At 38.7% G+C, this 14,961-nt stretch carries 19 protein-coding genes and 1 riboswitch; of the genes, 6 read left to right on the top strand and 13 right to left on the bottom strand.

Annotation, left to right across the window (positions count from 1 at the left end; genetic code table 11):
• Positions 1–276: hypothetical protein (locus ACEW8U_RS03975; protein ID WP_373520737.1), on the top strand; the 276-nt coding region annotated here is incomplete at its 5' end.
• Here ACEW8U_RS03975 and ACEW8U_RS03980 read toward each other — a convergent pair.
• Both ACEW8U_RS03980 and ACEW8U_RS03985 read right to left on the bottom strand, forming a co-directional pair.
• The gene (locus ACEW8U_RS03980) at positions 277–666 is read right to left on the bottom strand and encodes a VOC family protein (RefSeq protein ID WP_373520738.1); all 390 of its coding nucleotides are present in this window, start codon (positions 664–666) and stop codon (positions 277–279) included.
• Between the two features lie 7 nt (positions 667–673).
• A complete protein-coding gene (locus ACEW8U_RS03985; protein ID WP_373520739.1) occupies positions 674–814 on the bottom strand; it encodes a hypothetical protein in 141 nt (46 codons plus the stop codon).
• Positions 815–1,005: 191 nt separating this feature from the next.
• Between ACEW8U_RS03985 and ACEW8U_RS03990 the strand changes: the two genes are divergently transcribed.
• Positions 1,006–2,154 carry a DUF4221 family protein gene (locus ACEW8U_RS03990; protein WP_373520740.1) on the top strand — a complete coding sequence of 383 codons (1,149 nt, stop codon included), beginning with the start codon at positions 1,006–1,008 and terminating at the stop codon, positions 2,152–2,154.
• A gap of 631 nt (positions 2,155–2,785) precedes the next feature.
• Here the strand turns inward: ACEW8U_RS03990 and metX are convergent.
• The gene (gene metX / locus ACEW8U_RS03995) at positions 2,786–3,841 is read right to left on the bottom strand and encodes a homoserine O-acetyltransferase (RefSeq protein WP_373520741.1); all 1,056 of its coding nucleotides are present in this window, start codon (positions 3,839–3,841) and stop codon (positions 2,786–2,788) included.
• Positions 3,842–3,907: 66 nt separating this feature from the next.
• A complete protein-coding gene (locus ACEW8U_RS04000; RefSeq protein ID WP_373520742.1) occupies positions 3,908–5,212 on the bottom strand; it encodes an O-acetylhomoserine aminocarboxypropyltransferase/cysteine synthase family protein in 1,305 nt (434 codons plus the stop codon).
• A gap of 191 nt (positions 5,213–5,403) precedes the next feature.
• Positions 5,404–5,518, bottom strand: a riboswitch (SAM riboswitch).
• 57 nt (positions 5,519–5,575) lie between these two features.
• Here ACEW8U_RS04000 and ACEW8U_RS04005 point away from each other — a divergent pair.
• Positions 5,576–5,806, top strand: coding sequence for a hypothetical protein (locus ACEW8U_RS04005; protein WP_373520743.1), 231 nt, complete (start codon positions 5,576–5,578; stop codon positions 5,804–5,806).
• 289 nt (positions 5,807–6,095) lie between these two features.
• On the opposite strand, the gene ACEW8U_RS04010 is transcribed toward ACEW8U_RS04005, so the two are convergent.
• The 5 genes from ACEW8U_RS04010 to ACEW8U_RS04030 all read right to left on the bottom strand — a co-directional run bounded on the left by ACEW8U_RS04010 (position 6,096) and on the right by ACEW8U_RS04030 (position 8,805).
• The gene (locus ACEW8U_RS04010) at positions 6,096–6,305 is read right to left on the bottom strand and encodes a hypothetical protein (RefSeq protein ID WP_373520744.1); all 210 of its coding nucleotides are present in this window, start codon (positions 6,303–6,305) and stop codon (positions 6,096–6,098) included.
• Positions 6,306–6,607: 302 nt separating this feature from the next.
• Positions 6,608–6,976, bottom strand: a complete 369-nt coding sequence (locus ACEW8U_RS04015) for a hypothetical protein (RefSeq protein WP_373520745.1) — start codon at positions 6,974–6,976, stop codon at positions 6,608–6,610.
• A 180-nt stretch (positions 6,977–7,156) separates the two neighbouring features.
• Positions 7,157–7,882, bottom strand: coding sequence for a hypothetical protein (locus ACEW8U_RS04020; RefSeq protein ID WP_373520746.1), 726 nt, complete (start codon positions 7,880–7,882; stop codon positions 7,157–7,159).
• Positions 7,803–8,240 (bottom strand): hypothetical protein, encoded by a 438-nt coding sequence (locus ACEW8U_RS04025; RefSeq protein ID WP_373520747.1) that lies wholly within the window; start codon positions 8,238–8,240, stop codon positions 7,803–7,805. The genes ACEW8U_RS04020 and ACEW8U_RS04025 overlap by 80 nt, the downstream gene beginning before the upstream one ends.
• Before the next feature lie 463 nt (positions 8,241–8,703).
• Positions 8,704–8,805 carry a heavy metal-binding domain-containing protein gene (locus tag ACEW8U_RS04030; protein WP_373520748.1) on the bottom strand — a complete coding sequence of 34 codons (102 nt, stop codon included), beginning with the start codon at positions 8,803–8,805 and terminating at the stop codon, positions 8,704–8,706.
• Positions 8,806–9,125: 320 nt separating this feature from the next.
• On the opposite strand from ACEW8U_RS04030, the gene ACEW8U_RS04035 reads away from it, so the two are divergent.
• From ACEW8U_RS04035 to ACEW8U_RS04045, 3 genes are read left to right on the top strand one after another with little or no spacing between them, the layout of a single operon-like run.
• Positions 9,126–9,722: a hypothetical protein gene (locus ACEW8U_RS04035; protein ID WP_373520749.1), complete on the top strand. Its 597-nt coding sequence runs from the start codon at positions 9,126–9,128 to the stop codon at positions 9,720–9,722.
• Between the two features lie 19 nt (positions 9,723–9,741).
• The gene (locus tag ACEW8U_RS04040; protein ID WP_373520750.1) at positions 9,742–10,026 is read left to right on the top strand and encodes a hypothetical protein; all 285 of its coding nucleotides are present in this window, start codon (positions 9,742–9,744) and stop codon (positions 10,024–10,026) included.
• Positions 10,027–10,030: 4 nt separating this feature from the next.
• A complete protein-coding gene (locus ACEW8U_RS04045) occupies positions 10,031–10,348 on the top strand; it encodes a hypothetical protein (RefSeq protein WP_373520751.1) in 318 nt (105 codons plus the stop codon).
• A gap of 318 nt (positions 10,349–10,666) precedes the next feature.
• On the opposite strand, the gene ACEW8U_RS04050 is transcribed toward ACEW8U_RS04045, so the two are convergent.
• The 4 genes from ACEW8U_RS04050 to ACEW8U_RS04065 form a co-directional block, all read right to left on the bottom strand.
• Positions 10,667–10,993, bottom strand: a complete 327-nt coding sequence (locus ACEW8U_RS04050) for a YbjQ family protein (protein ID WP_373520752.1) — start codon at positions 10,991–10,993, stop codon at positions 10,667–10,669.
• A gap of 4 nt (positions 10,994–10,997) precedes the next feature.
• Entirely contained in the window at positions 10,998–12,179 is a 1,182-nt protein-coding gene (locus ACEW8U_RS04055; RefSeq protein ID WP_373520753.1) for an NlpC/P60 family protein, read from the bottom strand.
• 69 nt (positions 12,180–12,248) lie between these two features.
• On the bottom strand, positions 12,249–13,556 hold the full coding sequence (locus ACEW8U_RS04060; protein WP_373520754.1) for an amidohydrolase family protein: 1,308 nt from the start codon (positions 13,554–13,556) through the stop codon (positions 12,249–12,251).
• Positions 13,557–13,578: 22 nt separating this feature from the next.
• The gene (locus tag ACEW8U_RS04065) at positions 13,579–14,961 is read right to left on the bottom strand and encodes an amidohydrolase family protein (RefSeq protein WP_373520755.1); all 1,383 of its coding nucleotides are present in this window, start codon (positions 14,959–14,961) and stop codon (positions 13,579–13,581) included.

The raw sequence follows: 14,961 nt of genomic DNA on the forward strand, positions 1-14,961 counted from the left end.
TCTTTCGGAATTGGTTATGGGAAGAGTTTTATTACCAAGGAATACAGTTATGATACCGGAGGATATTTGATAACTTCATTAGGAGGAAATATCACGATAAGCAGGAAATTTTCATTGGTTTCGGATCTATTAATCAATACAAAAAGGCGAGCAGTGGCAGCAGGATTACTGGCAGCAAGGGGAAGGTTTAATAATTTTTATATTGAAGGGGGAATTACACTCCCTAGACGACCATTTCCTTATTTAGGATTTGGCTCCAACATTTTAAGGAAATAATCAACCCCAAATCCCCACGGGCACAATCTCCAGCACATGACCAAAAGGATCTTCAAAGTAAAAGCTTTTCTGTTTGTCTCCCCATTCCTGTTCATGGGTGATGGTGATTCCTCTTTCCAACAAAACAGATTTGGTTTTTAGGTAATCTTTTTTTCCCACTTCAAAAGCAACATGCTGCTTTCCAATGGCATAATGAGGGGGGAGATTTTCTTCATCTTTGGTGGCTTCAGGGATAAAGCATAGCAAAACTGAAGTACCACATCTGAAAAAAATATGCCTATTCCCGACCTTGGAGATAATAGGCATCTCTAAAATTTCTCCATAAAAGTTTTCTGCTAAATCAAGATCGGAGATATATAGGCAGGTTTCTTTGATTTGGGTATATATCATAATAAAATTAGTGGTTATCCGCTTCTTTGCCAGTAACCCAATATTCTACTTCAAACAGACCTTCTGCCTGTCCAATAGGTAAGGAAGTCCGAAGTCGGATGTCCGAAGTGCCGGGCATTTTAGTTTCCCAGCGAGAACTATATTGCATTAACATTATATTGGCATCATTGCTTCTATACAGTTAAAATTTACTAAAAATTTATTCTTGGTTCAATGTGAATGTGGGGTATAGCTTTATGTTGTTTTAATGTTTGGATTTTTTGGCTTGAACGGCAAGTACTTATTAAACGAGATTGTTAATTTTCATTATTTCCCTTACCTTGTAGTTTGAAAAAAAATATGAAATATAAACTATACCTTTCAGCCCTTTCTTTATTGTCCTTTTTGCTTTTTTCAAACTGTAATGAAAAAGTTGAAGAATCCGGTGATTCTCAAGAAGCCTTTGTTGTCAGCAATAAAATAAAATCATTTGAATTGCCCGCCGAAATCGGCCATTTCAATATGCAGTCATTTCAGGATGAAAATTCATTTCTCTATTTTTTTGATTATAAAACCAATGCGCTTTTGATTTATTCTTTGGAAAATGATCAATTAGAAAAGCACTTTGTTTTTGAAATGGAAGGCCCTAATGGACTTGGGGGCAATGTCCTTGGTTTTTATGCAGAAAGCCCAAATGAACTTTATTTTTCTACAGGAGTAAATACCATTTTGAAATATGATGGTAATGGAATACTTCAGGAAAAACTTTCCCTGAATACTAAATCCCTCGAAAAGGATGGTGCAAGTTTATTTTCAAATATTTTTATCAAAAACGGGGATGATTTTTATTTTGCGGCATTCCCGATGGTTTTTGCATGGACGGAGTTAAGCCCCGAGGAATTGACTAAGATTCCTAATCTTTTGAAATACAATTTGGATGAGAAAGATTTTATTCCAATGAGCTACTTTCCTGATGAGTTTGTAGGCACTAATCTCAATAAATCTATATTTCCACTTCTGAGCAAAGGTCCGGATGGGACTCCCATGATCAATATGAATTTCAGGAATATTTATCATTTTAAGGATGAGGAGATCCTTTCAAGCCCGGCTGCACATTCCAAGTTTCCCCACGACCCGCCTTTGTCTTCAAGCCCTAATATGTTTGAAGATATGCCCGAAATCATGAGAATGGTGAGTTATACTGATATCTATACATCCTTGATTTATCTGGAAGATCTGGATATGATGGTAAGGGTGGCAAAGTATGAAGATATACCTGAAGGCGAGTTTGGACCTGAAATCCATATTGCCTCCAAGTGGGGTTTGGTTTTTTTGGATGCTGAATTCAATAAAATAGGGGAGTTGGACCTGGAGGAAAACCAATTCAATGGAACCTACGTTTTCGGCAATCAAGAGGGGATTTGGGTTTCCACAGATCACCCTGATAACCCCGAGCTTTCAGAGGATTATTTGAGATTTAGGTTGATTTTGTTGAATGATGACCGATGACCGATGACCGATGACGCGTTTAAATTTTCATCCATCTTTAAAGAGGTTAAATAAACCTTTTTCTAAAAATTCTCTGATATTAATCAAAATGCCCTTTGGAAATATCATCGTTCAATCTACAGAAAAAAATCTCTCACATTTACTCTGATTCCAATTGGAAAATTGACCAGTTTAAATCGTTCGAGCCATGCCTCCGGCAGGAAATCATAAGGCACTTCGGGGAACCTTAGCTCCATCCAGGTCCCGGCAATAAATTACCGGGCTATTACAATCGGTATCGGTCATGTCCGCCTGAATGACCAGTTGGAAAGGCCTACGGCATTCTGCCTTTATATTCTCGCTCCTTGGCTCCCCGATAATCATGGCAGGCTTTAGTTTTTGAGTCCAGCGTCTCCTTAGATGTCTCCTGCCGTCGACATGACAAGGAAAAGTCTCTATCATTCTTTTAACTTTTCTGTTTACCCAAACTTAACAGGTGTCTCTATTTTCTTGGTTCTCGGTTCTCGCATCTCGCCTCTAATCTCTCGCTTCTCGCATCTTGTTTCTTGTTTCTAATTCCCCATCTCGGCTCTCGCTTCTCGCATCTCACCTCTGACCCAACATCGGTCATCGGTCATCCAACATCAATCATCTACCCATTCCCCTCCAAATAAAACCCCTGCAAAATATATTGCAGCTGTCCGTATTCAATCAGGAAAGCGTCGTGGCCGGAGGATGAATGGATTTCGTGGTAGGATCCTTTTTGGACGTGTTTGGCTATAAACTGGGATTCTTCTTTTAGAAACAACAGGTCACGGTCAACTCCGATTGCCAATACTTTTGAGGGTATTTCTGAGAGGGCTTTTTCCATTCCTCCTCTGCCTCTTCCGATGTCGTGGCTGTCCATGGTTTTGCTTAACACCCAATAGGAAAATGCATTGAAGCGATTGGCCAATTTTTGTCCTTGATATCTCAGGTAGGATGAAATGCGGAAATTGTCCAGTTTCTCATCTTTGTCGGATTGTTTCAGTGCAAAATCTTCAGGATGCCTATAGGAGAGCATGGCAATTGCCCGGGCTGCTTCCAATCCTTTTTTTCCGGCATCGGGATGGTTTTGCCCCCAAGTACTGTCCGCCTCGATGGACATTCTCTGCGTTTCGTTGAATCCAATGGTCCAAGGGGAAGTTTTTGGATTGGAGGCAAGGATAATGGTGTTTTTGACTTTGTTTTGAAGTAGGTGCGCCCATTCCAAGGCTACCTGACCACCCAAGGAGCCACCGATAATAGTGTTGGCCTGAGAAATGCCTAAATGTTCACGCAGCTTGTCCAAGGATGCTGCTAAGTCTCTTGTACTGAGGTTGGGGAAATCATAGTAATAAGGTTTACCTGTTTCTGGATTAATGGAAAGTGGATTTGTAGAACCATAGCAGGATCCCAAAAGATTGGCGCAAACAATAAAGTATTTTGTAGGATCATAAAATTTGTCTTCCCCCACAATTCCGTTCCACCATTCCTGTACATTGGCATCTCCGGTAAGCGCATGGATGACCCATACCACATTGTCTTTTGAGGTGGTCAAATGTCCTTGGGTGGTATAAGCAATTTCAAATCCCGGCAGAGATTCTCCGGATTCCAGTTCAAATTCACCTTCATGCTTGTAGGTTTCATGCGCCATATCTATAATCAGGTAATTACTTTCTAAATTCATTGTACTTAACTAATGGGTAATGAAACCTGGCAGGTCTTCAAGACCTGCCAGGTTTATTTTTAAGTTTTAGGCGATACTATCAAAAGCCTGCTGCAAATCTGCTTTGATATCTTCTATATGTTCGATCCCAAGGGAAATTCTTAATTGGGTAGGAGTAACACCTGCTGCAATCTGCTCCTCTTCACTCAGCTGTTGGTGGGTAGTAGCGGATGGTTGGATGATTAATGTTTTAGCATCGCCGACATTGGCCAAATGAGATATCAATGTAAGGTTATTGATGAAATTGGAAGCATCTTCTTTGCTGCCTTTCAATTCAAAACTTAAAACACCACCAAAACCATTTGGAAGGTATTTCAAGGCAAGTGCATGGTAAGGGGAAGATTTTAACCCGGGATAATTTACTTTTTGTACCTGAGGGTGCTTTTCCAACCATTCGGCAATCGCCAAAGCATTGTCCACAGTTCTCTGAACCCGCAGTGACAGTGTTTCCAGTCCCTGTAATAAAAGGAAGGAGTTAAACGGACTCAATGCAGGTCCAAAATCCCTTAATCCTTCAACTCTTGCCCTGATTGCAAATGCGACATTTGGCAATCCTAATGGATTATTATCACCAAAAACTTCCCAGAATTTCAGGCCATGGTATCCCTCGGATGGCTCGGTGAACTGTGCAAACTTGCCATTTCCCCAATTGTAATTGCCTCCATCGACGATGATCCCACCAATGGAAGTGCCATGGCCACCGATCCATTTAGTGGCAGAAGCGGTCACGATGTTGGCACCGTGTTTTAAAGGTTGGAAAAGATAGCCGCCTGCACCGAAGGTATTGTCTACGATTAAAGGCAGGTCATGTTTTTTAGCCAATGCAGCTATTGATTCAAAATCAGGAATATTGAATTCCGGATTGCCTATGGTTTCCAGATAGATGGCTTTGGTCTTGTCATCGATGAGACCTTCAAAATCTTTTGCATGGTTTCCTTTTGCAAACCTTGCTTCGATGCCTATCCTCTTGAATGCGACTTTGAATTGATTGTAAGTACCACCATACAAAAAGGAAGTGGAAACAAAGTTTTCTCCTGTCTGAAGGATATTGTTTAAGGCCAAAAACTGTGCTGCTTGTCCAGAGGCTGTAGCAAGGGCGGCAACGCCACCTTCCAAAGCGGCCATTCTTTGCTCAAACACATCAGTGGTCGGGTTCATGATCCGGGTGTAAATATTTCCAAACTCCTTCAGCGCAAATAAGTTGGCACCGTGCTCGGCTGAGTTGAAGACATAAGAGGTGGTCTGATAGATGGGAACTGCCCTTGAATTGGTTGTGGGGTCAGGTGCCTGTCCGGCATGTAATTGAAGCGTTTCGAATCGGTAAGTTGACATAATTGATGATGTTTATAGGTTAAATTGAAGATACAAATTAGTAAATCCCATAGGATAAATGGGGTTGATGTAAAAGTTTATTTTAACCAACGCATATAACAACAAAACCAACAACATTGGCAAAATGGAGTTGTGATTTGGTAGAAAACTTTGAAATTGGGAATTGCTTTTTTCGGATTCATCATGTCTGGAATTTATATTTCCAACTGGGAATATGCCCATTTGGCAGGAATTGGCACCTTTTCAACGAATCGAATGGTTGCCAGAGGGTCATCGAGCCTGTCTCTAACCTCTTCTGTATAAATCCCAACACTTACATAAAAAGTGCAAGGATGTCACAAAGTAAAATCCGAAAGCTTGTATATGCAAGGGAATGGGGGATTTATTTTCAATATCACCAATGGAAGTGGTAAAGCCCGTGTTGGAACCAATCAGGCATCAGGTTCTTTAGTCATCAAAAATGGAGCTGCAAATACCTTCAGAGGAGAAGTAAGCTCCGGAAAAATTGAAATTGAAAATTTAAGCTGGATTTTCAGTTCAGAGCAAAGAGTAAGAAAATCTGCCATGTCCATAATCGGTAATCAGACAATTTGATTTCGGATTATAGGTATTGGCAGGGTTTTTATTTTTTTACTATTAAAGATTTTTTCAATTATGTAATTGAGGGTGGTTAATCAGATCCCAATAATATGAGAGAATTTTCTAATAAGAACCCTTTGTTGAGCATTAATAATAAAAAATTTGAGGCGATTTGATAACCGGATTTAAGAGCGATTGTCTTAACTTTTATCAACAGCCAAGTGATTGCCTTGGATTATAATTGGTTTTAGAGCTGAATCTCACAAAAGTAATCTGTCAAGGATGTCAATCCTATAAACCTGATTTATTTCAATTTTATAACATCAATTTTTTCTTCAATGCCTTCAACTTTCATTACGTAACCATTAGAAGTCTTGTAAATGATAACTTGAGGGCTGTATGTATAATGGTACATATACGCATATGATGATTGTTGCCAAATCTCACCGTTCATCATTTTAAAAATTGTTTCTCCTTCCCATCCTTCAAAGTTACCATCAATTTTATTCTCCATAACATTTTCTAGTTTTCTACAAATAACCGGATCTTCAAAATCTTCAATGATAAGTTTATAGTCTAATCACTTTTGATAGATTTTCACTTCAGGGCTTAGGGTTAATACTAATTGGAGTGTTAAATCATTCACAATGTAATAATCTCCATTAAGTGTTTTGAATATATATCCCTGTGAAATAGTCCCATTTATACTTCCATATAAAGATGTCGTCTCAATATATTTCCAAGAATTCTGAGCGCTTGAAAGAAACGTTGGGATAGTAAGGAATAACAGAATTCCGAGTGTCTTATTTCTCATCGTTATTCGCAGTTCTTAATTACTTTTTGTAATTTCTTTCTCAAATTAATCCAATTCTCTGAATCCCAATCAGCCGAAATTAGGTTATTAGTATAGGAATTTAAAGTTTTTTTCATTTTTATCAAGAATATTGTGGCATTTATGCTTTTAGTTGAATCTTCAAATATCTTTCCTTTTCTTTGTATTTTCCAGCCACCAGTTGTTTCGGATTGATGTAGAATCCCACACCATACATGCTTATAAAATTGACTTGCATTGTCTTTAAAGTCCACAAACTCTTTTTCTCTAATCAAAAATTGTTTAAAAGCCTCTTCACTTCTATTTTTTGTACTTTCCCATCCATTTTTGTATGATTCAATAGACTCAATCATTAGACAACATACAGCCATTATGCTAAAACCGTTTTTTTGTGTCTTGTCTAAATTATTAATTGGATCTATGTATCTTTCACTAAAAGTTAATTGATGAAAGCAGCAATTTCTTCCTTTTTGGAATTTTCTAAAAGATCTTTTAATTGATCTGAATTAACAGTTGATGATAGTAATGTCATTTTATATACAGACCTCAGTGATACTTTCAATTAAACATTTCGTTAAATTTGATGCACTCTTTGGCAGTTTGTTGTTTACTGGATTTAACCGTAAGGAAGGAGGTAGTTCAATTTGCAATGGTTTCCATCTTTCGTCAGTTATCGTTGCTGATTTTGTTCCTTGAAAATACAGCTTTCTAAAGTCGCCTAATGCAACATACTTATTGAGTTCCTCGTAGCTTGATAATTTGGTTTGTAAATTTGAGGCAAACAATTGTGAAAAATCATTTCTTGTCAAACTACCGGCTGTGATTTCAATTAAATTGTCCGAGATGGATTTAGCACCATGTCCATGAATTTCAATTAAATATTTTGGTGCCCATTGTGCAATCTGCATTGAATAGTCAGTTCTCAGATTCTTGTTAGGGTCAACCCTATAGTTGCAAGCAATAATTGAAGATATTTTTAGTGCCTCAGCAATATGCCTTGCAATAAACCCGCTATTTTCATCTGCGTTAGGATGTTCAACGCAAGGTAGATTTTTTACACCACCAACAGAATGATGGGGAGCTCCAATCACTATATCTTTTCTCTCTCTTTCTTCTGTCAAGAGAATGGATGGAGTTTCAAGAAATAAAATTTGCTCTGTCATTATTATTCTTGTTAATCTAAATCCAAGGGTTGCTGTAAAGAACTTTAAGCATCGTTTTAATTGTTGCTTTGGAAAATTCAGCCAGTTCTTTTTCATAATACTCAGGTCTTTCAAGAAGTTCATTATCGTTTGTGGGGTCGTTAACATGCACCCACTTATTTCTATATTTTCTTAATTCATGAAGTTCTTTTGTCCGTCCACTACCTAAGTTTGCCTTTTCTATCAAGTCATAAAAACTCCAACCTTTTGTTTCTATTGAATTGAAATAGTCGAAACGTAAATGACTTTCTTTAGCGGTTTGTGACGCAAGAATGGACGCAAGGTAAGCACCAAAACAAAAAGCCGTTTCAGCATCCTTGGCTAAAAAAGTAGTCCACTCGGAAAGTACAACTCCTCCTATGAGGAGTTCTTCGTCGAGTTGGTTTATGTAGTCCCATTTTTGTTCTTCTGTCATGTTCATTTACGTCTATGTAATGTTTAAAATGAACCCAAAAATAGCCTATAGGCTATTTTTTCCTCAAAATCGAAAAGAATTCCAGATTTGAATGGTTTCCAATGAATTGTTGATTATTTATAATTATCAAACCTACAAAATCCCAATTTCCCAAAAAATACCCTATATATGGTATTTTTACCAAAATAATTCAAAAGGGAACAATTTACTCATAGGGCAGGCTAATGCTTTGAACCATTATGTTCTATTTTGTGGTGATAGTATTAGAATAAAATTATCAAAGCAGCTACTCACAATTAGTATTAATTTGAGAACTGGTTAGGTTTATTTCCTACCTTAAATATTGGCAATTACCTAAAATAAATAGGATATGCTTAGGGATGACAGCCAGACTTCTCTACAATCTATAAAAATTTGTAATACGGAGGCTGCATTTCATTTATGACTTGGGAATAAGTATCCCCTACAAATGAATCTTTTCTATCTTAACCGCAGTTCCTGAGGAGATTACCATCAGCATACCATCTCTGATAGTCTCATAATCTTGGTCAATGCCAACTATCACATTTGCGCCAAATGCCTAGCCCGGCATTTCCATCTCGGACTTGGTTGTGGCTTTTATGGTGCGAAGAATGGTTGAATGCTTTCCGGATTCAATTTTTAAAACCTGCTTGATGTCGGTGTTAGAGAAGACCTTCAATTTTTATTGAGACCAATTCTAATTGTCCTGTAATTTTTTAACATACTTACCAAAAACTATTTGAAATTCTCTGTCTCTTTTCTATACCTAAACAAGTTGTGTGGCAGATCTGGTTAGAATATTACCAAATTTGTATATTAATTATCATTAAATATATTTGTTTAATAAGCGGTAAAACAATCAATATGACAAACCCCGAAAAAGTCAAAGATTATCAGGACAGGCATGTTCGGTGGGCAAATGAGTCAAGGAAGCAGCTTTCCTTTTACAATAACCTGTTGCTTACATTGTCGGTAGGGTTCTTGTCGATTTCATTTTATAAATACACTTTTAATGGTATTCATTTTTCCTGGGCAAGTTTTGATTGGTCTTTTACTTTTCTTGTTGTTTCAGTCATTGTAATTACTATTTCCATTATGGTCGGCTTGTTTGTGGCAATTAATAGGCTTCAGGATTTTCGGGTAAGCAGGCAAATCAGTTTTACTCGTTTTAGGATTTATAAACATTCTAATGAATTTCTTAAAGAAAGGACACCTGATAAATTTAATTATTGGAAAAGATTGGCCTTGGCATTTTATGATTACCCAACCATTACGATAGAGGAATGTAAAGCGTATAAAACTGCCGGCAGTGCGGAAAGAAAAAATACAAGATTCAAATTCAAAGAACTCAGAAATATTTCTCACAATCTTGGAAGAACCACATGGAAACTTACCGTGCAACAAACATTATGTTTTGCTATTGGTATTGCTTTTTACATATTGAGTATATTGACAAAGTAAATAAAATCCGACTGCTTAAATGAAAAAAATTACAGGTATAATATCGCTAATTGGTTGTTTTGCAGGGATAACATTACTTTTTATTTGGATGTATATGTTTAATTACAGTTATACTAATCATTTAGACTCATTAGCTATTGTTTTCTGTTTATTAGGGATCTATTATGTAGTTGCAACTCGATTTGATTTAGCTTCATCCCCTTCAACTGTTTTAGAAAACCTTGAAAAAGAAAATAATTTTGTACGAAAGCAGATAGAGAAAAGAAGATTGCTTGCAAAACTCGATAACATGGATAAGAAATAACACTATGAAAAAAATTGCGGGTATTGGTTTGTTTATTGCATCATGGGTATTGGTTATTTATTATTTCTTTTTTGGTTATGAATATTTATATGATTATTTAAATGATTATGGAATAGTGGACATTGATGATATATTGTTTATAGCATGGAATACGAGTCTTTCAATTTCATCTGTTTCAGCAATATATTATGTTGTTGCAACCAAATTTGGGAACGAAGTAAACGACAATGAAAAAATTGATATAGAAACTCGAATCATTAAAGCACAAATAGAGAAAAAAGAACTGCTTGCAACGCTTGAAGCTTTAGAGAAAAATGGATAAATGTATCCCACTGGATGTTGAATTGGCGTTTGGCTAGGTGTAATTTGCAATTACACCTTTCTATCCAATTGAATTTGCAATTTTTTTTCGGGAGTTGAATTGAGACTGTGGAAGACATTTGGCTGCGAATTATCCAATTTAAAATTGGTAAGAATAAAAGGGTGTAGTTTCAAACTACCCCCAGTAACCTCCGTAAACCTAAACTTCACCAAGAAGGAGAGTTAAACCTGCCATGTCCATAATCTGTAATCAGACAATTTGATTTCGGATTTGGCAGGTTTTTCATTTTTTTCAACAATTAAAAATTTTTAGAACCCCCTACAAATGAATCTTCTCAATCTTCACCGCTGTACCCGAAGAAGTCACCATCAGCATGCCATCCCGGATGGTCTCATAGTCCAAGTCAATTCCGACAATGGCATTCGCTCCAAAAGCCCTTGCTTGCGACTCCATTTCAGACATGGCAGTAGCTTTGGCTTCACGCAGTACCCGTTCGTATGCACCTGAACGTCCGCCTACAATATCAGTTATACTTGCAAAAAAATCTTTGAATACATTTGCTCCGATAATGGTCTCACCTGAAACTATTCCCAGGTAGGCAGTGATTTTATAACCTTCTAAACTTGGTGTTGTGCTTACAATCATGGTTTTATGGATTTAAAATGGGAAAATTCATCATGCTTTCAACTTCTTTGATATTTGGTGTGATTTTGCCAATGACCCTTTTGGTCCTCAGGTATCTGTTCAGTTCGTATTCGTCATAATCAGGACTTTCTTGATCAAAGCTACTGATCCTGACCCTTCCCCGGGAGTGGATAAATGAATTGTCGCCGATCCACATCCCAACGTGCACGACCCTTTCTTTTTTGTTTCCGGTTGCCTTTTCACCAAAAAACAACAGATCGCCCACTTCAAGGTTTTCCCAACTTTTGTCTTCATCCACTTCTTCACCTTCCCAAATTTGTTGTGATGCATCTCTTGGGATGACCTGACCATTCAGGAAATATATGGTTTTGGTAAATCCGCTGCAATCAACCCCTTTGATGGATGTACCGCCCCAAAGATAGGGAACTCCCATCATGGCTTTGGCAGTTTGGATCAGATTTTCAGAATTGAGTTTTCTGCTTTCGTTCCAAGCTTCAAATGGCATCAATTGGTCATTTTTCACAAAACCAACCCTGCCATCGGGAAGCAGGATTTCCTGATGGTTAGATTCAGTCCACTCAAGGGAGATAATATTCCCTGCAACCAAATCACTGATGATCTCCTTTTCATCTCTATCTGCATAGGCAAAACCACTGTAATCTGTAAAGACTGCTTTTGGAAGTTGGTTCCAGTCAGAAAGTTCTTGCTCATCCATGACCTGAATGCCGCCGGAATCAACCCATGAAATATATTGATCGGGCGTTTGGACCAAATACCAAGAACTTTCTTTTTTCAATACTTTGAGCGGAGTACCCAATAAAGCCTGTGTTGCCAATTCTGCGGAGTGCTTGGCTGCACTTCTGATATTGGCTACGGAAATGGTCACTACCGCAAATGTCTTTCCTTCAAGAGAAAGATCTGGCAGGATTTTTACTTGATCGTCGAACTGTATATTCAAACCATCCAGTTTTCCTTTTAGGATTTGTAAGGCTTCCATCTGATCTGTTTCACCGGAAAGGATACCATTTGACCACTCGATTTCCCAAACAGCTACCCTTTTGTCAGGTGCATATTCAGATTTGATATCAAGGATCAATTTTTCTACCTGTCCACTATTGTCTTCCTGGCATGAAAGTAAAATGATGAATAGGATGAGCGTAAGAAATCTTGAAATATAGTTGGTCAAGGAAATAGCGGTTTAGACGTTTTCGGTATAAAAAAACCGCGGTAAATCTTACCGCGGTCTAAACTTAAATCAGTTTCCGTTTTTTTCCAAACCGGGAGACCTTTCCAAGAACTCCTGGTACAATTTGATATGCCTGTTGCTCATCGGGACGCGGTAGCCATCGATGAATACATGGCTGATCTGTGTTTTGGTTTCAAAAGGATCACCTGTCGAAACAAACAATGTTGCATCCTTTCCTGTCTCAATTGAACCCAATCTGTCCGCTACTCCAAATACTTCCGCAGCGTTGATGGTCACAGATTTCAGTGCTTCTTCTTTGCCCATGCCGTAAGCAGCTGCAAAAGCTGCATTGAAGGGAAGATTTCTAGTGTTCTCTGCATCATTACTTCTGATGACTACTTTTACTCCGGCTTTGGCCATTTTCCCGGGATTGGTATAAGCAGCATCATACCGGTCAGAAGGACGAGTTGGTATAGAAAGCATTGGTCCTGTTACCACAGGTAGTTTGGCTTCAGCGATTTTATCAGCCACTCTCCAACCTTCCGCTACCCCCATTAGGATGGCTTTGACATTTTTGGATTGGATCCAGTCTACAGCAGCAATAATATCAGCAGCTGCATTTACTTCAACCAACAAGGGCAATTCCCCTGCGATTACTTTGGAAAGCTGATCCATTTCCGGGTAAAATTGGAGTTCTGCTTTGGCATTCTTGAGTTGATGATAGGTAGTCGCTCTTTCCCAGATTTCATTTAAGGTTTTTTGGGCTTTTTCGGCTTCTTTTTTGATATCCTCATCAGATCTTCTATCCCATGTACTTCTTCTTGCGGAGGAAGGGAAATTAAGCACAACACCCTTGAACCCGGCATACATCTGATCAGGGGTGTAACCATTGAGATTGATCAAGGCTGCAGTTCCGGGGAATAATCCGCCTGATGGCATTGCCAATGTGGTTGTCACACCACTGACCCTAGTAACTGGAATAGCGACTGAATTGGGATTGACGGCCATCAATGCCTGCATGTTTGGAGTGACCTGACCGATTTCAGCAAAATCCTGGGTTTCAGGTAATGAGTTGACTTCGACAAGTCCCAACCTGCTGCCACCATCCATCATACCGGGATAGATGAATTGGCCGGTACAGTCAATTACCTCGGCATCTCCTGCCAAAAGGTTTTGGCCCACCGCTTCGATTTTGCCATTGACTATCAGCACGCTGCCATGTTCAATGATACCTTTGGTAACGGTTTGAATAGTGGCGTTTTGCAACAGGAATTTCCCGTTTCTAGGCTTAATGAATTCTCCGTCAAATTGCGCATTTGCCAATAACGGCAGCATGATAAGGGAGAATGTATAAAAGATATTTTTAAGATTCTTCATTTTCATTTTTGATTAAGGGAAATTAATGGGTGTGATCGAATAAGTTTCTCCCAAAATTGGTAAAGAAAAAGTCTACACCATGCATACACCTGTGGTCATGTTCTTTGAGGAAAATCGGCTCGATGATATCTGTTGCACTGACCTTAAGTCTCATGTCATTGTCGTCTTCATTGATGTCAAAATACTTGACCCCATCCACAAAGGTCATTTGAGGAATGGCATATACCGAAAGCGGATGTCCCTCAAAAATCACGAGGTCAGCCTGTTTTCCGACTTCAATGGAACCCACTTTTTCAGCGATACCCAATTGTTTGGCAGGATTGATGGTGATCAAAGCCAATGTCTGATCATCATCCAATTGACCGTATCGTTGGGCTTTGCCAGCTTCATGGTATAAGTGCCTGATCAATTCCCCTGAATCCGAATTGATGGATGTGATCACACCGTTCTCAGTGAGGATGGCAGCATTGTAGGCAGTTGAATAATATACCTCAAACTTGTAAGCCCACCAATCCGCAAAGACCGATGCTCCCATGGTATATGCTGCCAATTCAGGAGCGACCTTAAAACCTTCATTGACATGGGAAAACACAATGTTTTTAATCCCAAAATCCCTGCAGGTATTGATCAAAGCATATATCTCATCCGCCCTGTAAGAGTGGCAATGTATAATGACTTTCCCATCAAGGATATCTACAAGTGTTTGCAATCTCGTGTCATATTTTGGAGGGATCGGTGTTGCTCCTTTTTTCTTAAGGTCAGTATTGTAGGTTTCCCAGGATTTTTTGTATTGAATGGCTTCATTAAAACCATTTCTAATTACTGCTTCTACACCCATTCTGGTCTTGGGCTGAATTCCATTACCTCTACCATGAACCCTAGTCGGATTTTCACCCAATGCAAACTTAATCGTTCTTGGCGCTTCTTTCATAAAAAGGTCTTCAGGATTTACTGATCCATATCGGTGTTTCAAGGTGATATTCTGACCACCAATTGCATTTGCAGAACCGTGCATGGCATGTGAGATAGTGACACCACCGGCCAAAGCCCTGTAAAGTCCAACATCATAAGGATCAACCACGTCTGCCATTCTCACCTCAGATGTGATCGGGGCGGTTGCCTCGTTTACCGCATCCAAGGCTACGTGGGAATGGGCATCTATAATACCTGGCATCAGGTATTTTCCTTTTGCATCAATAGTTTCCACATTGGAGGCTGTGAGGTTTTTTCCGACTCTTCGGATGATGCCGTTTTCCACCAATACATCAGTATCTTCCAATGTTCCATTAGTGATGGTCAGTACAGTTGCACTCTTGATCAGAACAGAACCTTTTGGAGTCTGTGCTTTGGCAACCAATACAGCCAACATCAAAAAGGAAATAAGTATATATTTTAATTTTTTCAT

The organism is Aquiflexum sp. (assembly GCF_041751335.1).
Lineage (GTDB): Bacteria > Bacteroidota > Bacteroidia > Cytophagales > Cyclobacteriaceae > Aquiflexum.